Below are 24,183 nucleotides of genomic sequence, written 5' to 3'. Positions count from 1 at the left end.
TGCCGTTGAGTTTCGTCATTCGCTGAGGCGCCATGACAGGCGGGTCGGCCCTCGCTAGGCTGGCGCGGTGTCGATCCGTCGCCCCCAGGTGAAGTTGAGTGACGTCGCCGCGGCCGCGGGGGTTGCCCCGATGACCGTGTCGCGCGTGCTCAACTCGCCCGAGCGGGTGGCGCCGGATACGGCCGAGCGGGTGCGGGCCGCGATCGCGTCCCTGGGGTATGTGCCGAATTTGCTGGCGGGTGGGCTGTCATCCAGCCGGTCTCGCATCGTTGCCGCCATCGTGCCGACCGTGGCCAGCCCGATCTTCGCCGCCAGCCTGGCCAGCTTCACCGACGCGCTGGGGGCGGCCGGGTATCACGTCGTGCTGGGGCTCAGCGGTTATGGCCCCGCCGAGTCGGAGGAAGCGCTGGTCGCCGCCATCCTGGGCCGCCGGCCCGATGGGCTGCTGCTGACCGGGACCGAGCACTCGCCCATCACCCGCCGGCATTTGGCGCTGGCCGGCGTGCCGGTGGTGGAAATCTGGGACTTGATCGACAACCCCGCCGACATGGTCGTGGGGTTCGACCATCGCGCCGTGGGGCAGGCGGTGGCGGCGATGTTCCTACGCCAGGGCTACCGCCGGTTTGCCGCGATCGGGGCGGACGATCCGCGCGCCGTGGCCCGGCGCCGCGGCTTCACCGATGCGTTGCCGACGGGCAGCCTGTTGCTGGACCATGTTCTGTCCGCCCCCGCCAGCATGCAGGGGGGGCGCGACGCCATGGCTCGGCTGCTGCCCCCCGGTGAGCCGATCGCGCTGTTCTGCTCCTCCGACGCTGCGGCGGCGGGTGCGATGATCGAGGCCGCGTCGCGTGGCGTGGCAGTGCCCGGCGACCTGGCAGTGTGCGGGTTCGGCGATCTGGAGGTGGGGCGGGCGATGAACCCGCCCATCAGCACCGTCAGCGTCGATGGAGCGGAGATCGGCCGGACCGCGGCGCGCTGTCTGCTGGGCCGGCTGGCTGGGCAGGAGGGGCCGCGCCGCATCGCGATACCGTTCCGGATCGAGGAGCGTGGGTCGACGCGGAACCTTCGCGACCCTTGACGGGATTTTCGTGGTATCGCTACCATTGAGATGAATGGACGCCGGGTCAACCAGGCGCCGAGTAGGGGGAACGAGAATGGCGCTGATCGGACGGCGGACTGTATTGGCAGGGGCGGCGGTGGGATTGGCAGGTGGGGCGATGGCCCAAACCGCCAAGCCGAAATCGCCACTGGCCATCAGCATCGTCGATGTGGGCGGCGCATTGGCGCTGACGCAGAAGGCGTTCGAGGCGTATCGCAAGGCCAAGCCCGAGATGGTGTCGCGCTTCGTCTTCACCAAAGCGCCCGCACCCGAACTGCCCGGCAAGCTGAAGGCGCAGCAGGATGCCAAGCGGCTGGACATCGACATGGTGCTGGGCGGGACCGACATCATGTCGTCCGGCATCGCGCAGGGTATCTGGACTGAGTTGTTCCCGGCCCATGCTGCCTCGCTGCCGAATCTGAAGGACATCCTGCTGGAGCCAGCGTGGCAGATGCAGCAATTGACGAAGGGGCAGGGCTGCGTCGTGGTGTATTACCCGTCCGGTCCGCTACTGGAATATGCGCCGGATCGCGTGCCGACACCGCCGACGACGGCGGCCGGCTTGCTGGACTGGGTGAAGGCGCATCCTAACCGGTTCATGTACGCCCGCCCGGCCAATTCCGGGCCGGGGCGCACATTCATCATGGGGCTGCCGTATCTGCTGGGCGATTCGAACCCGAAGGATCCGCAGAAGGGCTGGGACAAGACCTGGGCGTTCCTGCAGGAAATGGATCACGGCATCGAATATTACCCTACCGGCACCGCCGCGGTGATGAAGGAACTGGGCGATGGCTCGCGCGACATGATCGTCAGCACCACGGGGTGGGACATCAACCCGCGCGTGCTGGGCATCGTGCCAAAGGAGGTGAAGGTGCAGGCGCTGCAGGGATTCCACTGGGTGGTGGACGCGCAGTACATGTACGTGCCGAAGGGCGTGTCGGACGAGCGGATGGCCGTGTTGCTCGACCTGATGAGCTTCATGTTGCAGAAGCCGCAGCAGGCGGTGGCGTATGACGAGGGGTATTTCTACCCTGGCCCGGCGGTGAAGGACGTGCCGCTGAGCATGGCGCCGGAGGAGAGTCAGAAGGCGATCGCCGAGTATGGCCGCCCCGAATACGCCCAGTGGATCGACAGTGCGCCGAAGGAAATTCCGCTGGATCCGGACGCGATCGTCTACGCATTCCGCCGATGGGACGAACAGATCGGTTCGCGGAAGACCAAGTAGATGGCAATCCACGCCGCCGATTTTCGGGAGCTGCGGCTCGACCGGCTGAGCCGCCAGTTCGGCGCCATGAACGCGCTGAACGACGTGTCGCTGACGGTCCGGCGTGGGGAGTTCATCGCGCTGCTGGGGCCATCCGGCTGCGGCAAGTCGACCACGCTGAACTGCCTGGCCGGGCTGTTGCCGGCGACGGGGGGCGGGATTTTCCTGGACGATCGCCGCATCGACAACCTGCCGCCGGAGCAGCGCGGCTTCGGCATGGTGTTCCAGAACTACGCGCTGTTCCCGCATATGTCGGTTCGAAAGAATATCGGCTTCGGCCTGACGATGCGCCGCGTGTCAAAGGCGGAGATTGCGCGCCGGGTGGCGGATGCGGTGGCGCTGGTGCGGCTGCAAGGGCAGGAGGATAAGCTGCCGGGTCAGCTCTCGGGCGGGCAGCAGCAGCGCGTGGCGATTGCCCGCGCCGTGGTGGTGGAACCGCCGTTGGTGCTGATGGACGAGCCGTTGTCCAACCTGGATGCCAAGTTGCGGCTGGAAATGCGGGCGGAGATCCGGCGCATCCATACGACCATGGGGGGCACGACGATCTACGTGACGCACGACCAGGAGGAGGCGCTGTCCCTGGCCGACCGGATCGTGTTGCTGCGCGATGGGTCCGTCCGCCAGGTCGGCACGCCGGACGAGTTGTATAATCGCCCGGCCCATCTGGACGTGGCGGAGTTCATGGGCTTTCGCAATCGCGTGCCCGGTCGCGTGGCCCAGCGTGACGGCGACCAGGTGATCGTGGCGGTCGAGAACGCGACGGTGGTGGCGCAATTGCGCGAGGATCTGGCGCCGGGTGCGGAAGCGGTGCTGGCTGTGCGGCCGGAGGATCTGGTGGCGTCCGACGATGGTGCGCTGGTGGCGACCGTCACCTCCACCGAATTTCGTGGGCGCGACCATACCGGGTTTGCCCGCATGGCGGATGGGACGGAGTTGGTATTCCACTCCGAACACAGCGCGCCGCGCGGCAGCATCGTCCGCTTGCGGCCGGCGCCCGAGCGGACGTTGGTGTTCGCATGACCGCTTTGGCGCCCAGCTTGCCGCAGCGCCTCGGATTGCGGATGTCCCTGGCGGCGCGCGGGGTCGATACATTGACGCTGCTGATGCTGCCGGCCGCGGCGTTTCTGTTGCTGCTGTTCGTGTATCCGTTCCTGTACGGGCTGTGGATTTCGTTCCAGCCGAAGGAAGGCGGCGCCTTCGCCAATTATGGCCGGTTCTTCTCCGATCCGTTCCTCTACGACACGATCTGGTCCACGTTGCGCCTGGCGTTGCCGGTGACGTTGGTGAACCTGCTGATCGCCGTTCCCATCGCGTTGCGCGTGCGGCTGATGCGGCGGCAGCGCGTGCTGACCACCATCCTCGTTATCCCGATCACCTTGGGGACGGTTTTGGTGGCCCAGGGGCTGCTGAACTATTTGGGGCCGCAGGGTTGGTTCAACCGCACTTTGATGGCGGCGCATCTGATCAGTTCGCCAGTGCGGCTGCTGCATAATTATTGGGGCGTGTTCCTGTCGCTGCTGATCACCGGGTTGCCGTTTACCTTCCTGCTGACCCTGTCCTACGTCAGCGGGGTCGACCCGGCGTTGGAGAACGCGGCCGCCACGCTGGGTGCCGGGGCGCCGTCGCGGTTCCGCACCATTCTGCTGCCGCTGTTGTTGCCGGGCCTGGCGATCACCTTCTGCCTGTCCTTCGTGCAGGCGTTCAGCGTGTTTCCGTCGGCCGTTCTTCTGGGCGCACCATCCGGGCCGACGCGGGTGATCTCGCTGGCCGCCTACGAGGCTGCATTCGAGCAGTATGATTACGGCCTGGCCTCCGCCATCGCGATGATCATGGGCGCGGTGCAACTGGGTGTGGTCGTCGTGGTGTTGGCCGGGCGAGGGCTTCTGTATCGTGGTGCCAGCGGGGGGAAGGGCTGATGGTTCAACGCCCGTCCTGGCTGGCGCGGCTGTGGGTAACCGCGGTTTGGGCATTGGTTGGCTTCTTCATCCTGAACCTGTTCGCCATGATCGCGACGGTGGTGCTGGACAGTTTTGCGTCCCGTTGGCTGGGCACCTGGTTGCCGCTGGGTTGGACGACGCGTTGGTACGGGTCCGCCTGGGACGAGTTCCAACTGGGCGACGTGCTGATCGTGACGTTCGAGGCGGTGTTCCTGGTGGTGCTGATCTCCGGCCTGCTGGGCGTTCCGGCTGCCTATGCGCTGGCCCGGCGGGACTTCCCGGGCAAGCGGCTGGTCATGCTGCTATTCCTGCTGCCGCTGCTGATCCCGCCGATCACCTACGGTATTCCCATGGCGACGGTGCTGTATCAGGCTGGGTTCGCTGGGTCGCTGTCAGGCGTGGTGATGGCCAATCTGGTGCCGACGGTGCCGTTCGTGGTGCTGGTGATGATCCCGTTCATCGAACAGATCGACCCACGGATCGAGGCGGCGGCCCGCGTGTTCGGCGCCAACACGCCGCGGCTGTTCCTGCACGTGCTGCTGCCGCTGCTGTTGCCGGGCGTGTTAGCTGCGCTGCTGTTGGTGCTGGTGCGCACCATCGCGATGTTCGAACTGACGTTTCTGACCGCCGGGCCGACCAGCCAGACGTTGGTGGTGGCGCTGTATTACGCGGTGTTCGCGGCCGGCGTGCGGGCGGTGCAGTCGATCGACGCCATGGCCGTCATCTATATGGCGACGACGCTGGTCTGGCTGGTGCTGGCGCTGCGCTTCGTCAATCCGACCCAGATCGTCGGCCGGGCGAAGCGGGCCTAGCCCCGGGCGGCGGCTCCCGCCTCGCTCCAGGCGGCGCGCCGTTCCAGGATGTAGGACAAGGCCGTCACGCCGAAGCCGAGCATGGCGACCAATGCGCCCAGCAACGGGAGATCGCGGTATGACCAGCCGGCGGAGATCGCCATGGCGCCGATCCAAGCGCCGGTGGCGTTGCCCAGGTTGAACGCCCCTTGGTTGAGCGTGGCGGCCAGGTTTGGTCCGTCAACGGCCTGGTCGACCACACGCATTTGCAGCGGGGAGGCGATGGCGAAGGTCGTGGCGCCCCAGACGACCATCACCGCGATGGCGGGAATCGGCATCGGGCTGGCGACGTAGAAGCCGAGCAGCACGACGACCAGCAGGGCGAACAGCGCCAACACGGCAGGCATCAGCCGCCAATCGGCGAGGCGACCACCGACGAGGTTGCCGATCGTGAGCCCGGCACCGAACACCAGCAGAACCAGGCTGACGGCGTGAGCACTGAGGCCGGTGACGGTTTCCAGCAGCGGTGTGATGTAGGTGAAGGCGGTGAACAGGCTGACCGAGGACAACACGCTCATGCCCATCGCCAGCAGGACTTGCGGCCGGCGAAGGGTGCGGAATTCCGCCAGCAGGTTTGCGCTCCTGTCCACGGGCATCGCCGGCACCCACACCCACAGCGCCGCCACCGCGGCTACGCCGATCAGCGATACGGCCCAGAAGGTCGCCCGCCAGCCGAAGGCCTGGCCCAGCAATGTGCCGAGCGGAACCCCTGTGACGTTGGCGAGCGTCAGCCCCATGAACATGAGCGCAATCGCCTGGGCGCGTTGGTTGCGCGGGACTACCTGCGTCGCCACGACGGAGCCAATGCCGAAGAATGCCCCATGCGCCAGCGCCGTGACGACCCGGGCGCCCATCAGCGACCAATAGTTCGGCGCCAGGGCGCACAGCGTGTTACCGACGATGAAGATGCCCATCAAACCCAGCAACGTTTGTCGCCGGGGCAGGCGAGCGGTGGCGATGGCGACCAAGGGTGAGCCGAACGCCACTGCGAGCGCGTAGCCGGTCACCAGCAAACCGGCCTGTGGAATGGTCACGGCCAGGGTCTGCGCGACCTCGGGCAGCAGGCCCATGATGACGAATTCGGTCGTGCCGATTCCGAAGGCCGCGACAGCGAGGGCAAGGAGGGGAAGGCGCATCACGTCTCGCAATCCATTGTGCAGTGCACAATAGAATGGCCGCCGGATGCGCCGGGTTCAACCCTCAGTTTGGTGGGGAAGGTCCGCCTAGCTGACCTTGACGCCTTTCCAGAACGCTACGCGATCCTTGATCTCTGCTGCAGCCGTCTTTGGCTCCGGATAAAACCAGACCGCGTTCTCGTTCATCGCGCCGCCCACATCGAGCGAGTAATAATGCGCCGTGCCCTTCCAGGGACACACGCTGGTGAGGGTGGACGGCTTCAGCACGCCGGGCACCACGGCGGCGGCGGGGAAGTAGGCGTTCCCCTCCACCGTCACGATGTCGTCGCTTTCGGCAATGGTGGTGCCGTTCCAGGTCGCCTTCATTCGACTTCTTCCGGCTCGCGCTCGGTCCCGCCTTCGTCGCCGCCGCTCTCGGGCTTCGGCTGATCCTTCAGCGCGGCTTCCGCCACGTCGAACACGAGCTTGCCTTCGACGAGGTTGACCTTGACCGAGCCACCCTTGACCAGCTTGCCGAACAGCAATTCCTCGGCCAGCGGCTTCTTGATGTGCTCCTGAATGACGCGGGCCAGCGGCCTCGCGCCATACAGCTTGTCGTAGCCGCGCTCGGCCAGCCACTCCTTGGCACCGGAGGATAGCTCGATCGTCACGTTGCGGTCGGCCAACTGGGCCTCAAGCTGCATGACGAACTTCTCGACGACGCGACCGACCGTCTCTTCCGTCAGCCCGGCGAACGGGATGATAGCGTCGAGGCGGTTGCGGAATTCGGGGGTGAACAGGCGCTTGACCGCTTCCTCATCCTCGCCCTGCCGCTCGGTACGGCCGAACCCGATGGCTTCTTTTGCCATATCGGACGCGCCGGCATTGGTGGTCATGATCAGGATCACGTTGCGGAAATCTACTGACTTACCGTTGTGGTCGGTCAGCTTGCCGTGGTCCATCACCTGCAACAGGATGTTGAACAGGTCCTGGTGCGCTTTCTCGATCTCGTCCAGCAGCAGCACGCAATGGGGATGCTGGTCGATCCCGTCGGTCAGCAGGCCGCCCTGGTCGAACCCCACGTAGCCCGGCGGGGCACCGATCAGCCGGGAGACGCTATGCCGCTCCATATACTCGGACATGTCGAAGCGGATCAGTTCGATCCCCAGCGTGGAGGCAAGTTGGCGCGCGACTTCCGTCTTGCCGACACCGGTCGGGCCGCTGAAGAGGTAGTTGCCAATCGGCTTCTCCGCCTCGCGCAGGCCGGCACGGCTCAGCTTGATGGCGGCGGACAGCGCTTCGATCGCGTTGTCCTGGCCGAACACCATCGCCTTCAAGTCACGCTCCAGGTTGCGCAGCGTCTCCTTGTCGTCGGCGGACACGCTCTTGGGCGGGATGCGCGCGATCTTGGCGACCACTTCCTCCACGTCGCGCAGGGTGACGGTCTTGCGGCGCTTGCCCTCGGGCAGCAGCATCCGGCTGGCGCCGACCTCGTCGATCACGTCGATCGCCTTGTCCGGCAGCTTGCGATCGTTAATATACTTCGCCGCCAGTTCCACCGCACCGCGGATCGCCTCGTCGGTGTAGCGGACCTTGTGATGGCGCTCGTAGTTGGTCTTGAGGCCACGAAGGATCTTGATCGCGTCCTCGATCGACGGCTCGTTCACGTCGATCTTCTGGAACCGGCGCACCAGGGCGCGGTCCTTTTCGAAGTAGTTGCGATACTCCTTGTAGGTCGTGGACCCGATGCACCGCATGGTGCCGCTGGCCAGGGCCGGCTTCAGCAGGTTGGACGCATCCATCGCGCCGCCGCTGGTGGCGCCGGCGCCGATGACGGTGTGGATCTCGTCGATGAACAGCACAGCGTTCGGCTGCGCCTCAAGCTCGGTCACAACCGCCTTCAGCCGCTCCTCGAAATCACCACGGTAGCGGGTGCCGGCCAATAGGGCGCCCATGTCCAGGGAGAAGATGGTGCTCTTGATCAGCACCTCCGGCACGTCGCCCTCGACGATGCGCTTGGCCAGGCCCTCGGCGATGGCGGTCTTGCCGACGCCGGGGTCGCCCACGTACAGGGGGTTGTTCTTGGTGCGGCGGCACAGGATCTGGATCGTGCGCTCGATCTCCATCTCGCGCCCGATCAGCGGGTCGATCTTCCCAGCCGTCGCCTTCTTGTTCAGGTTTACGCAGTAGGTGGACAGCGCGTCCTGGTTGCGGCGGGCACCCTTCTCCTCGCGCTCGTTCTCGGGGCCATTGCCGCTCTCGGGCTTTTCGGCCGCGGGCGGACGGGCAGGCTGGCGGCCTGGGGCCTTGGCGATGCCGTGGCTGATGAAGTTCACCGCGTCCAGGCGGGTCATGTCCTGCAACTGCAGGAAATACACGGCATGGCTCTCCCGCTCACTGAACAGGGCGACGAGCACGTTGGCGCCCGTCACCTCGTCGCGGCCCGAGCTTTGAACGTGGATCGCAGCACGCTGGACGACCCGTTGGAAGCCGGCGGTGGGCTTCGGGTCGCCGGGGCGATCGGTCGCAAGGCCGGGCAGGTCCTTGTCGAGGAACTCACCGAGTTCCTGACGTAGCTTGTCCAGGTCCACGCCGCAGGCGCGCAAGACCGTGGCGGCGTCGGTATCATCGGCCAAGCCAAGCAGAAGATGCTCGAGCGTGGCGTATTCATGCCGCCGCTCGCTGGCGAACGACAGAGCACGGTGCAGCGTCTGTTCTAAATTACGTGACAGCATGGGGGTACGCTGCTCCTTCGTCCGGCTACTACGTCACGCTCAAATCGCAGGCTTGTCGAGCCTTGTTCGCAAACAACGTGCAGCCGGTTTCATCGAGTTGACATGACACAGACATGGGAGTGCTGGGGGAAGTTTGCAGCCCTCATTCTTTCTCGATCGTGCATTGCAGGGGATGCTGATTCTGCCGGGCCAGGTCCATGACCTGGGTCACCTTGGTTTCGGCGACCTCGTAGGTGAAGACGCCGCAGACCCCGACGCCGCGGCGATGGACGTGCAGCATGATGCGCGTCGCTTCGTCCCGCGTCTTTTGGAAGAAGCGCTCCAGCACATGCACGACGAACTCCATGGGCGTATAGTCGTCGTTCAGCATCAAGACTTTATACAAGGCCGGCTTGCGGGTTTTCGGCCGTGTCTTGGTAACGGTGCCGATTCCTGGGCCGTCGCCGTCTCGTTTGTCCGTATCGCTCATCAGGGGTTAGTCCGGGCCGCGTGACTTTTCATAGTGCGACCATATCGGAATGGCGGCGCGCCAGAAAAGGCCCCTGTTCGTTTGACCGGCCGCGGAGTGCGATCCGGCCAGTTTTACGGCGCCCGGACAGAAAAAAAGGCCCGGGGTATGAACCCGGGCCTTCCAGTCGGCGGGGCGCCAGAGGCGCTTGGCCAGAAATCAGCCGACGCGGCCGAACTTCTCTGCTGCCAAAGTCATGCGGGCGGTAATGGGAGCGAAAACCTGCTCCGACAGCTTCATGGAGGTGTCGGTGATCTGCCCGGTCTGGGAGACGGCCTTCTCCATGGTGCTGCGGATTAGGCTGGTCTGCAGGTCCATAACGTCCTTGATGGACTTCACGCCGGACATCGCCTTGAACATGCTCATGGTTTCGTCCATGGAGGCCTTGGCCACCGCGGCGAAGTTCTGCGTCATGGTCTGCATGCCGGTCGCCAGGATCTGGCTGGATTTGGCAACGGCTTCAAGGTTGCCCTGGCCGAAGGAGAACATCTCCTCGGCGGACTTCATGGCCTTCTGCATGCCATCACGCATGGTGGCCTGCGCCTGCTCCAGCCCGGCGGTGGCGCCGGCCATTCCGTCCTTGAGGCCGGAAACGGTGCGGTCAATATTTTCGTTGGTCATCGTCGTGCTCATTTTTTACGTCTCTCCGTTGTGGCTGATCGTCCCGCCGGGCAGTTTCTTTGAACTTCGGCGTCTGTGACCGTGCTGCACTGCAACACAATATTCGTGTATGAGAGGAGTGACGACCCAGTCAACAAAAATTGTGCGCTGCACAATTAATCTTTTCAGGGTGTTCAGGACCTAAGAAACCAAATTCGTCGCGTAACATCCTGGCATCGCATCGAAACAGTTGGTCTTTGCTGGACATACCGTCGGGCGAGCATTTAGGGTGCAAACGTCGTACGTGGGGAATTCGGGCATGCTGCGCTGGTTGCGGATTGGACTACGCGGAGTGCCGTGCCTTGTTGTCCTTCTGGCGATGATGCCGACCAAGCAGGCCGCCGCGCAGGTTGGCTCCGCCCGGTACGCCTCCATGGTGATGGATGCTGCGTCCGGCCAGGTTCTGTCCGCCGCGAATGCGGACGAGCCGCGCTATCCGGCCAGCCTCACCAAGATGATGACCATCTATATGCTATTCGAGGCCCTGCGCGATCGGCGCGTCAGCCTGACCGAACTGGTTCCGGTGTCACCCCATGCCGCCTCGATGCCGCCGTCCAAGCTCGGGCTGGTGCCGGGCACGTCCATTACGGTGGAGCAGGCGCTGTTCGGCCTGGTGACGAAGTCCGCCAACGACGCGGCCTCCGCTTTGGGTGAGCTAATGGGCGGCGACGAAGACCGGTTTGCCCAGATGATGACCCTGCGGGCCCGCGCCCTGGGGATGAGCCGGACCACGTTCCGCAATGCATCCGGCCTGCCCGATCTGGAGCAGACCACCACGGCGCGCGACCTGGCGCTGCTGGCCCGGCACCTGATCCAGGATTACCCGCAGGAATATCATTATTTCAGCGTCCCCTCCTTCGTGTTCCATGGCCGGGTGATCCCGAACCATGACCGTATGCTGCAGACCTATCCCGGGGCAGACGGGCTGAAGACCGGCTATATCGATGCGTCCGGCTGCAACCTGGTGACCTCCGCCGTTCGCGGCGATGTCCGGATGATCGGGGTCGTGTTGGGCGCGCAGAATGGTTGGGAGCGTGATACCCACATGGCCTCCCTGCTCGACGCCGGGTTCGAGCGAATGGGCGTGCCGATCACGCATGAGGAACCGCGACGTCCCCGGTCGCAGGGTCTGATCGCCGCCGCCTCAGCTGCGACGCTCCCCGCGTCCTCGATGCCGCCGACCTGGCACCGGGGTGCTCGTCCGGTGGTGCATTACGCCGGCGCCCGCACGTTTGTGCGGGAGCGCGAGGCCGAGATGCCCATGCGCGCGATGCCTCGCGGCGGCGAGCGTCGTGCGGCCCCGGCGCGTCTACAGCCGGTGCGTGTCCAGGAAAGCGAGCGCCGGGTGCGCAACCGGCCGGAGCCGGAGTTGCGGCCGTTGGTTCGCCCGAGCCGCAATGGCCGATCCACGGCCAGCACATCGCAGGCCCATCCGCGCGGCTGATTTGGGCTAGATCGACATAGCTGCCCGGCTTGGTCTTGCGCCGGGCGAGTAGCTTGCGCATTTTCAGCAGTCTGGATGGGTGTAAGCGGGGCTGAAATGGACGGCGGCACGGACGGGCGGCGCATCACCCTGTATGGGAAGGACGATTTCGCCGGCGTGCGCGCCGCGGGGCGCCTTGCGGCCGAGACGCTCGACATGATTACCGAGCATGTGAAGCCGGGTGTCACGACGGGCCATCTGGACAAATTGTGCCACGAATACATCGTCGACCATGACAGCACTCCGGCGCCGCTGAATTATCGCGGCTATCCGAAATCGGTCTGTATCTCGATCAATCACGTGGTCTGCCACGGCATCCCTGGCGAGCGGCGGCTGATCGAGGGCGATATCCTCAACATCGATGTCACCGTGATCCTGGATGGCTGGTTCGGTGACAGCAGCCGGATGTACGTTGCCGGGCAGCCCGGCACGCGCGCACGGGTGCTGATGGATGTGACGTACGAGTCGCTGATGCGGGGCATCGCGGCGATCAAGCCCGGGCGCACGCTGGGCGATGTGGGCCATGCGATCCAAAGCTACGTCGAGTCCCAGCGGTTCAGCGTGGTGCGGGATTTCTGCGGCCACGGCATCGGCCGGCGCTTCCACGAGGCACCGAACGTGCTGCATTTCGGCCGTCCGGGGGAGGGTGCGGTGCTGCGCCCGGGCATGTTCTTCACCGTCGAGCCGATGGTGAACGCCGGGCGCCCCGAGGTGAAGGTGCTGGATGACGGCTGGACCGCGGTTACGCGCGACCGCAGCCTGTCCGCTCAGTTCGAACACATGGTCGGCGTGACCGAGGACGGGTGCGAGATCTTCACCATGTCGCCGGCGGGATATACCAAGCCGCCCTATGTCTAGTCGGGACTGAGGCGGACATGACCGCCGAGGGCGTGCCGGCCGGCGAGCTGATGGCGGCCGATATCGCCGAGCAGCCGCGACTGTGGCGCGCCCTGCTGGCCCGGCGCGCCGAGTTCGCCACCGTTGCCGCCAAAGTTGCCGCACACCCGCCGCGGTTCGTGCTGCTGGCTGCGCGTGGCACGTCGGACCATGCGGCGCTGTATGCGAAGTACTTGGTTGAGATCCTGCTGGGTCTGCCGGCCGGGTTGGTCTCGCCCTCCACCATGACGGCGTATGCGACCCAGCCGCACATGCGCGACGTGCTGCTGCTGGTGGTGAGCCAGTCTGGGCACTCGCCGGACCTGGTTCGCACCGTCGAGACCGGGCGGCGCGGCGGGGCGCTGACGATCGCGGTGACCAACACCGCCGACTCGCCGCTGGCCCGGGCGGCGCAGCTGCATCTGGACGTCGGCGCGGGCACGGAGCGGGCGGTCGCGGCGACCAAATCCTACACCGCGCAATTGCTGGCGCTGTATCTGCTGGTGGACCATATCCGCGGCCGCACCGGGGCGGCGGCCGATCGGGTGCCGGATCTGGGGGAGGCTTTGTTGGCCAAGGCGGACCTGGCGCCGCTGGCAACGCGCTACCGGTTCGCTCAGCGCATGGTGCTGACGGGCCGTGGCTATGCCTACCCAACGGCGCGCGAGGCCGGGCTGAAGCTGATGGAGACCAGCTACATTTCCGCCCAGGCATTTTCCGGAGCAGATCTGCTGCATGGTCCGCTGGCGATGCTGGACGCGCAGATCCCGGTGCTGGCGATCGTGCCGTCGGGCGTGGCGGGGGCGGCGATGGAGCAGGTGTTGCCGAGGATCCGGACTGCAGGGGCGGATCTGTTCGTGGTCGGGTCGCAGGAGGCCGTGGCACAGGCGGATGCCGGGTTTGTATTGCCGCCGGGCGCGCCGGAGGAGTTGTCGCCGCTGCTGGAGATCCTGCCGTTCCAGTTGCTGGCGATTCATCTGGCATTGATTCGCGGCGAAAACCCGGACGCGCCTCGCAGCATCCGCAAGATCACGGACACGATGTGACGCGGCTTGCCGTGCCGGCGCTGCTGGCGCCGGGTGGTGTCTGGACGGGTCCGGCGACTGTCGACATCGCGGATGGGCGCATCGTCAGGGTGTCGCCGGGTGCGTTGCCGGACGCGAACGCGCTGTCCGGTGGAGTGCTGACGGCTGGGTTGCTGGATTTGCACAATAACGGCGCGTTCGGCGTCGATTTCGCGGCGGCCGATGGTCCGGGGTGGAGCACGGTATTGACCGGGCTGGCGGCGCGTGGCGTGACCTCGGTGCAGCCGACCATCATCACCGCGCCAATCCCCGATATCCTGGCCGCATTGGGTCGCATTGCGGTAGGGCAGGAGGAATGGGCCGGATCGCCGGTCACGCGGATCCTGGGCACGCATTTGGAAGGCCCGTTTCTGGCCGCGGCCAAGCGCGGCGCGCATCGGCAGGATTGGCTGGCCGATCCCGAGCCGGGTGTGGTGGACGCCTTGTTGGCCATTCCGCGCGGCCTGTGCACGGTCACCTTGGCGCCCGAGCGCCCCCATGCGCTGGAGGCAATCCGGCGGTTCGTGGCAGCGGGCGTGGTGGTGTCGCTGGGCCATTCGGATGCCAATGCGGCGCAAGTGCTGGCCGGTATCGATGCTGGCGCGAGCATGGTGACGCATCTGTTCAACGCCATGCGGCCGCTGGGCCATCGCGACCCTGCGTTGCCCGGCGTGGCGCTGACGGACGCACGGCTGGCCTGCTGCCTCATCGTCGATGGCCAGCACGTGGACCCGATCGCGTGTCGCCTGGCGTTCCAGGCCGCGGGGAAGCGGCTGGTGGCGGTGACCGACTCGATTGTCATCGCCGGGTTGCCGCCAGGCACGACGCTGGATTTCGGCGGGATGCCGGTGCGGGGGGACGACACCGGGCTGGGCCGCCGGCTGGACGGGACGATCAGCGGCGCAGGGATTGTGCTGGATGAGGGCGTGCGGCGGATGATCGCGGCCGGGATCGAGCCCGCCACCGTGATGTATGCCGCAACGGAGGCTGCTGCCGACGCCATCCGCCGGCCCGATTTGGGTCGCATTGCGCCCGGCGCGCTGGCAGACCTGGTGTGGTGGGATGCCGATTGGATGCCGCGCCGGGTCTGGATCGGCGGGGTGGAGGTGCCGGATGTCTGACACATTGGATCGCCTGGGCACGGAAGGCGTTCGCCCGGGGCTGGAGGATCTGGATCAGCGCAGCCCCGCCGCGCTGGTCGGCGTATTGCTGGAAGCGGAGCGGGAGGCGCAGGTCGCCCTGGCCCGGGCCGAGCCGCAACTGGCTGCCGCGGCAGAGGCGGTGGCGACGCGGATGCTGGCGGGCGGGCGGCTGTTTTACCTGGGCGCAGGCACGCCTGGCCGGTTGGCGACGCTGGATGCGGCCGAACTGGCCCCGACCTACAGCGCGCCGCCGGGCCTGGTCGTGCCGCTGCTGGCGGGTGGCCCCAATGCGATGATCCACGCTGCAGAGGGCGCGGAGGACGACCCGGATGCCGCGGCACTCGCGTTGGGCCAGCACGGATTGGCGCCCGGGGATTGCGTGGTCGGGATCGCTGCGTCGGGCCGGACGCCGTACGTCGTCGGCGGGCTGCGTCATGCGCGTGGGGTGGGCGCTTTGACGGTCGCCATCGTCAACAACCCGGACAGCCCGGCAGCCGAAGCCGCGGAGATGGCGGTCGAGATCCTGACCGGGGCGGAAATCGTGGCCGGCAGCACCCGGATGACGGCGGGCACGACGCAGAAGATTGCGCTGAACACGCTCAGCACCGCCGTGATGATCGCGATGGGGAAAACGTATGGCGCACGGATGGTGGATGTTCGCGCCACCAACGCGAAGCTCCGGCGCCGGGCGCTGCGCATGGTGCAGGAGATCACTGGCGCCGACGAACCGATTGCCGCTGCAGCCCTGGCGGCGGCGGGCAACCGGGTGAAGCCGGCGATCGTCGCCCTACTGGCGGGACTCGATGCGGCGGATGCAGACAGGCGACTGGAAGAGGCTGGCGGGTTCGTGCGCCGGGCTATCGCCGCCAGATAGAAGGGAGGCTGCCATGGATCCGGTCTGGGCCGTAGGGTTGATGACGGGCACCGTACTGGACGGCAATATCGACGTGGCGCTGGTGCGCACCGACGGGGAGACGGTGCAGGAATTCGGACCCTGGATCCTGGCCCCTTATCCGCCGGACATCCGCCCCGTCCTGGCACAGGCCCTGGCCGATGCCGCTGCCTGGCAGTTCAGCGGCCCCGACCCGGCGATCTTTCGTCAGGCGGAGGACGCGCTGACCCGGGCGCAATCCGCTGCCGTGACGCAGTTTTTGGCGGAGTGCGGCCTGTCACCGGCGGACATCGCGGTCATCGGGTTCCACGGCCAAACCGTGCTCCATCGGCCGCCGCAACCCGGCCGCATCGGTGATACCCGCCAACTAGGCGACGGCGCGTTGATGGCGGCAATGACTGGAATTGACGTGGTGCATGATTTCCGCACCGCCGACGTGCGGGCAGGCGGGCAGGGGGCGCCGCTTTCGGCCAGCTACCATGCGGCGCTACTGCGATCCTTGGGCGCGCCTGCCTCCACCGCGGTGCTGAACCTTGGCGGCGTTGCCAACCTGACTTGGCGTGGGACCGACGGTTCGTTGGCAGCGTTCGACACCGGGCCGGCTAACGCCCCGATCAACGATTGGGTGGAACGCGCCACTGGGAACGGCATGGATCGCGAAGGGGCGCTGGCCTTTGCCGGCCAGGTGGACGAGGCGCGGCTGGCCCGGTTGCTGGACCACCCGTTCTTCACCGCGGCCTATCCCAAGTCGCTGGATCGCTTCAGCTTCCAGGCCGACATGGCCGAGGGGCTGAGCCTGGAAGACGGCGCCGCCACGCTCACTGCCTTCACAGCGGCGGCGGTTGGGCGGGGGCTGGACCTCTTGCCCCAGCGACCCACCCGTCTCATCGTTTGTGGTGGCGGGCGCAAGAACCCGGCCATTTTGCAGGCGCTGCGCATACGGGCGGGGGTCGAGACGATCATGGCGGAGGAGGCTGGCTGGCGAGGTGACGCGATCGAGGCCGAGTGCTTTGCCTTCCTCGCCGTGCGCACGCTGCGCGGCCTGCCCATCAGCTTTCCCAACACCACGGGCGTGCCCACGGTCATGACCGGCGGCACGCTGTCACGAAGGGCCGTCGCATGATCCGTTCCTGGTTGTATGTCCCCGCCATTGCACCGCGCTTCGTCGCAAAGGCGGCCGAGCGTGGTGCCGACGCCATCATCCTGGACTTGGAGGACAGTGTGGCCGAGGCGGAGAAGGACGCTGCCCGGGCCGCCCTGGCCGACGCCGTGCCGATCGTACGGAAGGGCGGGGCGACAATCATGGTGCGGGTGAATTCGGAGCCGGAGCGGCATCGCCAAGACGTCGAAGCGGCCTGTCGTGCCGGAGCGGATGGCGTGCTGCTGGCCAAAACGCGCGATCCGGCGGCGCTGCGTGCGCTGGCGGAGTGGCTAACCCCAATCGAGGCGTCGCTCGGCCGCCCGGCCCTGCGCTTCGTTCCCGTGCTGGAGGACCCGGCGGCCGTGTTAGATGCGCGGCCGATCGCGATGGCCACGCCGCGGAACCTGGCGCTCATTACCGGGGGAGAGGACCTCGCGACCGCGATGGGGGCAGAGCCAAGCCCGGAGTTGCTGCGGTTGCCGAAGCAAATGGTGAATTTGGCTGCTAAATCCGCCGGGTTGCTGTCGGTCGGGCTGATGCGGTCGGTCGCGAACTTCCAGGATGTCGAAGGGATTACTGCCAGCGCGACTGAGGCGCGGGCGCTCGGTTTCGATGGCGCCACCTGCATTCACCCGAACGTCGTGCCGGTCCTGAATGCCGCATTTTCCCCAGGCGAGGCCGAACTGGATGCCGCACGCCGGATGATCGCGGTCTACGAGGAACAGGCCGCACGCGGAGTGGGAGCCTTCACCTTCGAGGGCAAGATGGTCGATTTGCCGATCGTCGAACGCGCCCGGCGCCTGCTGGCCCGGGTGCGATAACCCGCTACTCCGCGGCGTGCACCATCTCATCCCGCTCCTTCGCGTAGCGGAGCAGGGCGGCGAAGCGGTAGATGCCGTGGACGAACTTGCCGTAGGGCATGGTGACGAACAGGGCGAATACGACGCCCAAATGGATCGCCAACAGAACGCCCATCGCACCCGTCGTGCGGAACAGCAGCAGCAGCAGTCCGGTCAGCCCGGTGGCGAACAACATGGCGATGAAGGCGTGCTCCATGCCGCGATGGGTCTCGTCGCGTGTGGCGACGTCGCGCTTCAGCTTGGCGGCGAACAGTCCGGCGGTGCCCACCACCAGCCCGGCGCCACCTAACGTGCCCAGCACGACCGGCACGTCCCACCAGGCAAACGGCGCCTCCCGCCCGAGGAGGTAATGATACAGCGTGGCGACCGAGGTGGAGGCGAAGCAGAGCATGAAGCCATAGGCCGTCAGGTGGTGATACAGCCGGCGCGTATCGGTTGGCCGGTCGTCCTCGTTCATGCAGCCGACGCCGCCGCCATCGAGGTAGCGGAGCGAGGCAGAGTCCTTCAGCGCCTGCCATAACCAGCGCAGCACGCCGGGTCGCGAGGTGGGCTCGCCAGTGTCGCGCCAGAAGCGGCGGACGCCCATGCCGAGCGCCAGGATCGCGTAGAGGAAGGCCGCGCCGAATAGCAGCGCCATCGCATTGTGCGGCATCAGCGCATAGAACGCGCCGGGGCCGGTGTGGCGGCCGAATAGGGCCGCGGTGTCGTTCGCGGCGGCGAAGCCCAGCAGGAACAGGGCCACGCCTAGCGCGGTCGCGACCGCCATCGCCAGGCCGTTGCGCGCAAACATCGGGGCCATAGCGGCTGGCCATGCGTAGTGCGCATAGGACTGCGCCCGCACCGCTGCCAGCGTCGCTGGCACGTTCACATTGAACTCGTGCGGCGGGGAGAACTGGCAGTCGTAATAGCAGGCGCCGCAGGAATGGCAGAGATTGGCCAGGTAGTTCAGATCGGCATCGGCAAAGCCGCGCCGCATTTCCATGGCCGGGAATACAGCACACAGCCCCTCGCAATAGCGGCAGGAATTGCAGACCGTCATCAGCCGGTCCGCCTCGGTCAGATCAGCGGTTGCGTGCATTCCTGGCGGCCTCCCGACCCGCGATGCGGCCGAACACGCTGCCGATCGTCATGCCGATGCCGGCGGCGTAGCCCTGGCCCAGCACATTGCCCGCCATGATCTCCCCGGCGGCGAACATGTTGGAGGATGGGCGGCCGGATGCCATGGCGATGCGCGAGTCTTTGTCCACGCGGGTGCCTAGATAGGTAAAGGTGATCCCGGGCCGAACCGGGTAGGCGTAGAACGGCGCCGTTTCGATCCGGCGGGCCCAGTGGGTCTTGGGCGGGGTCAGCCCCTCGGTCCGGCAATCGTCCAGGATGGTGTGGTTGAACGTGCCGGGGCGCACGGCGGCGTTGAAGCCGTCGGCCGTTGCCTGCAACGCCGCCGGGTCCAGCCCGAGTTCGCCGGCCAGCGCGGCGATGCTGCTGGCCTGGATTGGCGGGTAGAGCGACGGCATGAACATCCGAAGGGATGGGGCGTCGAAGATGATGTAGGCGATCTGGTCCGGCTGCTTGGCAACCAGGCGGCCCCAGATGGCGTAGCGCTTGGGCCAGACATCCTCGCCCTCGTCGTAGAAGCGTTCGGCCAGCCTGTTCACCACGATGCCGAACACCACGCAATCCAGCCGGGTGATGATCCCGCCGTCGAATTTTGGCGACCGGGCATCGATGGCAACGGCGTGGCATTGTGTGGAGTCGCCGATTTGTTCGGCGCCGTGGTCGATCAGCATGCGCAGCACGGTGCCGCGGTTGTAGGGTGTGCCGCGGATGAGGAAGTTCTCGGCGATCTCGCCCCAGCCTTCCTTCAACCACTCGATATTCGCCTCGAAGCCGCCGCAGGCCGTCACCAGCGACCCGGCGTTTACCGTCGTCTCGACGCCGTCGATCCGCGCGGTGGCGGACAGGAAGTGCCCATCCTGGATGTCCAGCGCGGTGACCTCCGCGTTGTAACGGATGTCGATACCCAGCCGCTCGGCGGTGAAATACAGCGCGTTCAGCATGGAGCGGCCGCCGCCGAGGAAGAACGAGTTGGTGCGGCCGAGGCTGAGCGTGCCACCCAGCGAGGGCTGGAAGCGGACGCCCTGGCCTGCAATCCAGTGGAGCATGTCCTTGCTCTCGTGGATCATCATCTTTGCCAGGGTTTCGTCGGTGCGGCCGCCCGTTACACGCAGCAGGTCGTCCCAGAACTCTTCTTCGGAATAGGGACCGGACAGCGTGTCGGTGGCGCTATCATGCGCGCAACGCATGTTCCGGGTGTGCCTCGTGTTACCACCGCGGTAGAATTTCGGTGCGGCTTCCAGCACCAGAACGGAAGCGCCTTCGCGGCGGGCGCTGATGGCAGCACAGAGGGCGGCATTTCCGCCGCCGACCACCAGCACGTCATATCGATCGGAGATCGGCACCGAAACAGGGACGACCGGCATAGGGCTCAACAGCTTGGCGTCACCTTCGCAGCACTGCTTCCGGTTAGCACCGCGTTATAATCGTCTCAAGGATGGTCAATGATGCAGGGCTAGCCCGACCAGGCCCCAGAACGGGACAGAGAATAGCAGGCTCATCGCGATCCCGCGCACCGGTGCCACCGGATCCTGGCCGGGTCGCAGCGCAACATCGGGCTCCAATGGCTCGAACAGCACACCGTCCCCGGCCGGCTTCCGAAGCAGCGGGATCAGTTCTGCGGGAACAGCGCGGCGGCCAGGCCGCCGACGCTCGGCTGCAAGGGAAGCGTTCTCGACGGGACGACCTTTTGTGTCTGTCATTATTAACGCACTTCCCGATCATTCTGGCCGAAGGGTTGCTCCAGCGACCTTACGGTTATGTTACCTCAGCGCAGCGCGGTTGTATTCTTTATTATTCTACAACTCGACGCGATTTTAGAACGCTGGTGTGGAAATGCCCAGTTTCTCAGCCGTCTCGAGAATCGCAGCCCATGTGCCGAGTTGGAGTGGAATCCCATCGCGTTGACGGGTGGCGCGGGTCCGAGCTTCCGGCTCACCGGGTATCAGCACCTCGGTATCCGGCACGGCCGGGCGGGATGCCTTGACATACAGCGCGTATTCCCGCGCGGTTTCAGCGAAATGTTGGGCGCCGAAATGCCCCGGGTCCAAGTAGATCGACAGCATTCCGTTTGCGATGCGCCCCCGGCGGCCCCCGGGGATGGGGCCGGAGGTTGCGCCGCCGGTCAGGCACCCGGCCAGGATCTCGCACATGAATGCGATACCGGATCCTTTGTGATCCCCGAAAGCCCGTAGCGCCCCGGCACCATTGGCCGAGTCGCGCAGACTGGTCCCCGCAATCGGCCCGTAGAGCGATTCCGGGTTGGTGGAGAGCGTGCCGTCCGGATCGATCAGCGCGCCGGGCGGCAGCGGCTTGCCGCCGTTGGAGGCGACCAGCACCTTGCCCTCCGCCACGGTGGAGGTGGCGAAATCCAGGATCAGCGGATCGGTGCCGGGCTGCGGCGCGCCGATGCACATCGGGTTGGTGGAGAAACGACGGTCGACACCGTTGAAGGGCGCCACCAACTCGCCACCGGCAACGTTCACGAAGTGGAGCGACACGAGCCCGGCCCGGGCCGCTCGCTCCGCCCAATCGCCGATGCGTCCGATATGTCCGGAGTTGCGCAGCGCGATCACCGCCATGCCCGCCTCGCGGGCCTTGGCGATGCCCATGTCGACGGCCAGCGGCCCGATCGTTTGGCCGAACCCATAACCACCATCCAGCACCGCGTGGGTGGCGCTTTCCTTCACCACCTCCAACGTGCGCCCGGCGACGACCGAGCCGTTCTGCAGCCAGAACACGTAGCGCGGCACGCGGATCACACCGTGGCTGTCATGGCCGGCGAGGTTGGCGCCGATCAGGTGGTGGGCGATGCGCTCGCCTTCCTCCTGGCTGGTGCCGGCCTTGGCGAAGATGGCGGCGATGAAGTCCTGCAGCGTGGCGACTGGGACAGATTGGGTCGGCAGGTCGGCCATGGGTTATCCTTTGGCGTTTGCTTGGACGGCTGTTTGGGCGATTCCCCGGGCGAACGGCCGCCAGATCTGATTGTCGGTCGCCAGGATCGTCATATCAGCGACCGTCGCACGTCCTGGCAAGGAGGCAGCGAACACCGCAGCCGCAGCAATATCGTCGGCATGCAGCATCAGCGCCCGATCCTCTGCCGAGGGTGGCTTCGGCCGGCGGTCCAAAATCTCCGTCGCGACCTCGCCCGGGTTGATGCAGATGGAGCGGATACCGTGAATGCCTTCCTCCGCATTCAGATGGGCGCTCATCATGCTCACCCCGGCCTTGGACGCCCCGTAGGCCGGGCCTGAGGCGGGGAACATCGTGACGGCGGAGACGGAAGCAATGTGGATCAGTGTTCCCGTCTTCCTTTCCCGCATGGCCGGAAGCACCGCCATGCTGCAAAGAAATGGCGCACGCAGGTTCACGTCCATCATGGTCGCCATCGCCTCGGGCGCAAGCTCGTGCCAATGGCGATGCCTGGTGTTGCTGCCGGCGTTGTTCACCAGGACCTCCACCGGGCCCAGGCTGGCGACGACGGCCGCATGCGCGCGAGTGATCTCCGCCGGGTCGGACAAATCGGCGGCGACCACGATGGCGGCGTCGCCGATCATGGCGGCGGTGTCGGCCAAAGCCTCCGTTCGCCGCCCGGTCAATGCGACCCGCGCGCCCATCTTGGCGAATGCGACGGCGGTGGCGCGGCCGATCCCGCTGCCAGCCCCGGTGACCCAAACCACACGATCCATCGAATCCTCCTTTTAGTTGGCGACTACTCCAGACTGACGGCTGTGAGGTCGACGAACCAGCTTTGAACGGGAACGAACCCGTGTACCCGCTTGCTCATCGCGCGCGGGTTCAGGTCGTGCACGACATACAGCCAGGGCGGATCATCGACCAACCGCTCGTGCGCCTTCTGGTAGGCGGCGGCGATGGCGGCTGGGTCGGTTGCCTCCGACAGGGCGGTCATGGCGGCTTCGAACTGGTCGTCCTTCCAATGCTCCCAGTTGAAGCCGGCGGGGGACCAACTGCTGGCGAGGAAATACCGCGCCAGGATTCCGGCGTCGGAGGAGGGGGAGCTGGTGTTCAACGCGATCGCGCCCTTCAGTGTCGGGCTATCTGGCGCCTGGCGGCTGGCGGTCAGCAGCACCTGCCACTCCACCACGTCGAACTCCACCTTCACCCCGCAGGCCGAGGCGAGGTTCTCCTGCAGGAACTCATTCATCGGCAGGGGCACCATCTGGCCGCTGCCGCTGTTGCTGATCATCACCTTGAACGAGAGCGGCTTGGTGGCGGTGAACCCGGCGGCAGCCAGTAGCGCCTTACCCTTCGCCGGGTCGAAGCCGTAATGGTTTTCCGGCTTGCCGAAATTCGGGTCGGACGGCTTCAGCCAGCCAACGGCCGGTTCGGCCGTGCCGTTCAGCAGGCTCACCAGGCCATCGCGGTCGACGCAGTAGTTCAGGGCCTGGCGCACGCGCACGTCGCGCAGGGGGCTGTTCTCGCCCAGGCCGAAGAACCAAGGCCAGACATGCGGGTAGGACCCGGTGGTGACCACGAAACCGGCTTGCTTCAGCGAGGCGATGCCGTCGGGCGGGGGCACCTCGATCCAGTCCACCTGCCCATTGCGCAGGGCGGCCAACCGGGTATTCGCCTCCGGAATGGGCAGCAGCAGGACGTGGCCGATTTTCGCCTTGTGCCCGGCATCCCAGTAATTGTCCCACCGGCCCAGCGTCACGGATTGGCGCGACACCACGCTGTCGATGCGGAACGGCCCGGTGCCGGCCGGCGGAAGCAGGGCGACCTTGCCCCAATCATGCCCGGCCTTTTCGTAGGATGCGGGGGAGGTGAACAGGATGTAGACGGCCTGGTAGGGGAAATAGGACGCCGGGACGCGCGTGGTGATCGCCACCGTCATGTCGTCGACTTTGCGGTAGGTATCCAGCACCGGCACCCGCGCGCGCATGAGGCCGGACCCAGCGGCCTCGAACTGCGGGCTGTCGGTCTTGAAGAAGCGGTCCAGGTTCCAGACCACGGCATCCGCATCCAGCTTGGTGCCGTCGTGGAAGGTGACGCCGGGGCGCAGGTGGAACGTCCATGTCAGCTTGTCGGCGGATTGTTCCCAACTTGTCGCCAGGCCGGGGCGCAGTACGGCGGGCTTGCCGGTCGGCGACAGGTCCCACAGCACCAGCCCCTCGAAGATCGGGTAGCCGAGGAAACGCACGCCCTCGAAGCCGTTATTCGGCGCGCCCGTCGTGGTTGGCACGTCGGAGGCGGTCATGCCGATGCGCAGCGTGTCGTCCGCGGCCTGCGCTGCGCCCGCGCACAGCGCAGTGGACAGCAACAGGGCAGCGGCCAGGCGAATGGCATGCATAAGGGACGTTTCCTCTTCAGGTTTGTTTCGTTCCTAAGCAACTCTCGCGCCAGACGAGAGCAACTCTCGCGCCAGACGAGAGGTTTCCGTTGCCCGGCAGGCCCCGTTATGCGATGGCTCCGCCCGACCGAC

At 66.4% G+C, this 24,183-nt stretch carries 23 protein-coding genes; 12 read left to right on the top strand and 11 right to left on the bottom strand.

All coding sequences use genetic code 11. The features are described from left to right. Positions 1–67 precede the first annotated feature (67 nt). The 5 genes from GSQ76_RS22955 to GSQ76_RS22935 all read left to right on the top strand — a co-directional run bounded on the left by GSQ76_RS22955 (position 68) and on the right by GSQ76_RS22935 (position 5,112). Positions 68–1,078, top strand: coding sequence for a LacI family DNA-binding transcriptional regulator (locus tag GSQ76_RS22955; RefSeq protein ID WP_216851239.1), 1,011 nt, complete (start codon positions 68–70; stop codon positions 1,076–1,078). 76 nt (positions 1,079–1,154) lie between these two features. Further along, positions 1,155–2,324, top strand: coding sequence for an extracellular solute-binding protein (locus GSQ76_RS22950; RefSeq protein WP_158746439.1), 1,170 nt, complete (start codon positions 1,155–1,157; stop codon positions 2,322–2,324). Beyond that, positions 2,325–3,383, top strand: coding sequence for an ABC transporter ATP-binding protein (locus GSQ76_RS22945; RefSeq protein WP_158746438.1), 1,059 nt, complete (start codon positions 2,325–2,327; stop codon positions 3,381–3,383). Further along, positions 3,380–4,279 carry an ABC transporter permease gene (locus GSQ76_RS22940; RefSeq protein ID WP_158746437.1) on the top strand — a complete coding sequence of 300 codons (900 nt, stop codon included), beginning with the start codon at positions 3,380–3,382 and terminating at the stop codon, positions 4,277–4,279. The genes GSQ76_RS22945 and GSQ76_RS22940 overlap by 4 nt, the downstream gene beginning before the upstream one ends. After that, entirely contained in the window at positions 4,279–5,112 is an 834-nt protein-coding gene (locus GSQ76_RS22935; RefSeq protein WP_158746436.1) for an ABC transporter permease, read from the top strand. The genes GSQ76_RS22940 and GSQ76_RS22935 overlap by 1 nt, the downstream gene beginning before the upstream one ends. On the opposite strand, the gene GSQ76_RS22930 is transcribed toward GSQ76_RS22935, so the two are convergent. The 5 genes from GSQ76_RS22930 to GSQ76_RS22910 form a co-directional block, all read right to left on the bottom strand. After that, positions 5,109–6,287 carry an MFS transporter gene (locus tag GSQ76_RS22930; RefSeq protein ID WP_158746435.1) on the bottom strand — a complete coding sequence of 393 codons (1,179 nt, stop codon included), beginning with the start codon at positions 6,285–6,287 and terminating at the stop codon, positions 5,109–5,111. The genes GSQ76_RS22935 and GSQ76_RS22930 overlap by 4 nt on opposite strands. Positions 6,288–6,374: 87 nt before the next feature. Further along, the gene (locus tag GSQ76_RS22925) at positions 6,375–6,653 is read right to left on the bottom strand and encodes a DUF427 domain-containing protein (protein ID WP_158746434.1); all 279 of its coding nucleotides are present in this window, start codon (positions 6,651–6,653) and stop codon (positions 6,375–6,377) included. Beyond that, positions 6,650–9,001 carry an ATP-dependent Clp protease ATP-binding subunit ClpA gene (gene clpA, locus GSQ76_RS22920; RefSeq protein WP_158746433.1) on the bottom strand — a complete coding sequence of 784 codons (2,352 nt, stop codon included), beginning with the start codon at positions 8,999–9,001 and terminating at the stop codon, positions 6,650–6,652. Before clpA ends, GSQ76_RS22925 begins: the two co-directional genes overlap by 4 nt. Before the next feature lie 142 nt (positions 9,002–9,143). After that, a complete protein-coding gene (gene clpS, locus GSQ76_RS22915; protein ID WP_158746432.1) occupies positions 9,144–9,470 on the bottom strand; it encodes an ATP-dependent Clp protease adapter ClpS in 327 nt (108 codons plus the stop codon). 198 nt (positions 9,471–9,668) lie between these two features. Further along, the gene (locus GSQ76_RS22910; RefSeq protein WP_158746431.1) at positions 9,669–10,142 is read right to left on the bottom strand and encodes a phasin family protein; all 474 of its coding nucleotides are present in this window, start codon (positions 10,140–10,142) and stop codon (positions 9,669–9,671) included. Between the two features lie 286 nt (positions 10,143–10,428). Between GSQ76_RS22910 and GSQ76_RS22905 the strand changes: the two genes are divergently transcribed. The 7 genes from GSQ76_RS22905 to GSQ76_RS22875 all read left to right on the top strand — a co-directional run bounded on the left by GSQ76_RS22905 (position 10,429) and on the right by GSQ76_RS22875 (position 17,588). Next, on the top strand, positions 10,429–11,613 hold the full coding sequence (locus GSQ76_RS22905) for a D-alanyl-D-alanine carboxypeptidase family protein (RefSeq protein WP_158746430.1): 1,185 nt from the start codon (positions 10,429–10,431) through the stop codon (positions 11,611–11,613). 96 nt (positions 11,614–11,709) lie between these two features. Next, positions 11,710–12,510 carry a type I methionyl aminopeptidase gene (map, locus tag GSQ76_RS22900; RefSeq protein WP_158746429.1) on the top strand — a complete coding sequence of 267 codons (801 nt, stop codon included), beginning with the start codon at positions 11,710–11,712 and terminating at the stop codon, positions 12,508–12,510. Positions 12,511–12,527: 17 nt separating this feature from the next. After that, positions 12,528–13,574, top strand: a complete 1,047-nt coding sequence (locus tag GSQ76_RS22895; RefSeq protein ID WP_158746428.1) for an SIS domain-containing protein — start codon at positions 12,528–12,530, stop codon at positions 13,572–13,574. Further along, a complete protein-coding gene (locus tag GSQ76_RS22890) occupies positions 13,571–14,713 on the top strand; it encodes an N-acetylglucosamine-6-phosphate deacetylase (RefSeq protein WP_158746427.1) in 1,143 nt (380 codons plus the stop codon). The genes GSQ76_RS22895 and GSQ76_RS22890 overlap by 4 nt, the downstream gene beginning before the upstream one ends. Beyond that, on the top strand, positions 14,706–15,608 hold the full coding sequence (gene murQ, locus GSQ76_RS22885; RefSeq protein WP_158746426.1) for an N-acetylmuramic acid 6-phosphate etherase: 903 nt from the start codon (positions 14,706–14,708) through the stop codon (positions 15,606–15,608). Before GSQ76_RS22890 ends, murQ begins: the two co-directional genes overlap by 8 nt. A 13-nt stretch (positions 15,609–15,621) precedes the next feature. After that, a complete protein-coding gene (locus tag GSQ76_RS22880; RefSeq protein WP_158746425.1) occupies positions 15,622–16,749 on the top strand; it encodes an anhydro-N-acetylmuramic acid kinase in 1,128 nt (375 codons plus the stop codon). Next, complete coding sequence (locus GSQ76_RS22875) at positions 16,746–17,588, top strand: CoA ester lyase (protein WP_158746424.1); 843 nt, start codon at positions 16,746–16,748, stop codon at positions 17,586–17,588. The genes GSQ76_RS22880 and GSQ76_RS22875 overlap by 4 nt, the downstream gene beginning before the upstream one ends. Before the next feature lie 4 nt (positions 17,589–17,592). Here the strand turns inward: GSQ76_RS22875 and tcuB are convergent, their stop codons facing one another. The 6 genes from tcuB to GSQ76_RS22845 all read right to left on the bottom strand — a co-directional run bounded on the left by tcuB (position 17,593) and on the right by GSQ76_RS22845 (position 24,051). After that, positions 17,593–18,705, bottom strand: coding sequence for a tricarballylate utilization 4Fe-4S protein TcuB (gene tcuB / locus GSQ76_RS22870; RefSeq protein ID WP_158746423.1), 1,113 nt, complete (start codon positions 18,703–18,705; stop codon positions 17,593–17,595). Beyond that, positions 18,689–20,107, bottom strand: coding sequence for an FAD-dependent tricarballylate dehydrogenase TcuA (gene tcuA / locus GSQ76_RS22865; RefSeq protein WP_174247387.1), 1,419 nt, complete (start codon positions 20,105–20,107; stop codon positions 18,689–18,691). The genes tcuB and tcuA overlap by 17 nt, the downstream gene beginning before the upstream one ends. Before the next feature lie 75 nt (positions 20,108–20,182). Beyond that, positions 20,183–20,443 carry a hypothetical protein gene (locus GSQ76_RS22860; protein ID WP_158746422.1) on the bottom strand — a complete coding sequence of 87 codons (261 nt, stop codon included), beginning with the start codon at positions 20,441–20,443 and terminating at the stop codon, positions 20,183–20,185. A gap of 114 nt (positions 20,444–20,557) precedes the next feature. Beyond that, on the bottom strand, positions 20,558–21,655 hold the full coding sequence (locus GSQ76_RS22855; RefSeq protein WP_158746421.1) for a malate/lactate/ureidoglycolate dehydrogenase: 1,098 nt from the start codon (positions 21,653–21,655) through the stop codon (positions 20,558–20,560). A 3-nt stretch (positions 21,656–21,658) separates the two neighbouring features. Further along, the gene (locus GSQ76_RS22850; protein WP_158746420.1) at positions 21,659–22,429 is read right to left on the bottom strand and encodes an SDR family oxidoreductase; all 771 of its coding nucleotides are present in this window, start codon (positions 22,427–22,429) and stop codon (positions 21,659–21,661) included. Between the two features lie 23 nt (positions 22,430–22,452). Beyond that, the gene (locus tag GSQ76_RS22845) at positions 22,453–24,051 is read right to left on the bottom strand and encodes an ABC transporter substrate-binding protein (RefSeq protein WP_158746419.1); all 1,599 of its coding nucleotides are present in this window, start codon (positions 24,049–24,051) and stop codon (positions 22,453–22,455) included. Positions 24,052–24,183 lie beyond the last annotated feature (132 nt).

The organism is Acidisphaera sp. L21, assembly GCF_009765685.1.
GTDB lineage: Bacteria > Pseudomonadota > Alphaproteobacteria > Acetobacterales > Acetobacteraceae > LMUY01.
Note: the sequence above shows the minus strand (reverse complement) of the source record. Positions and strands in the feature narration are given on the sequence as shown.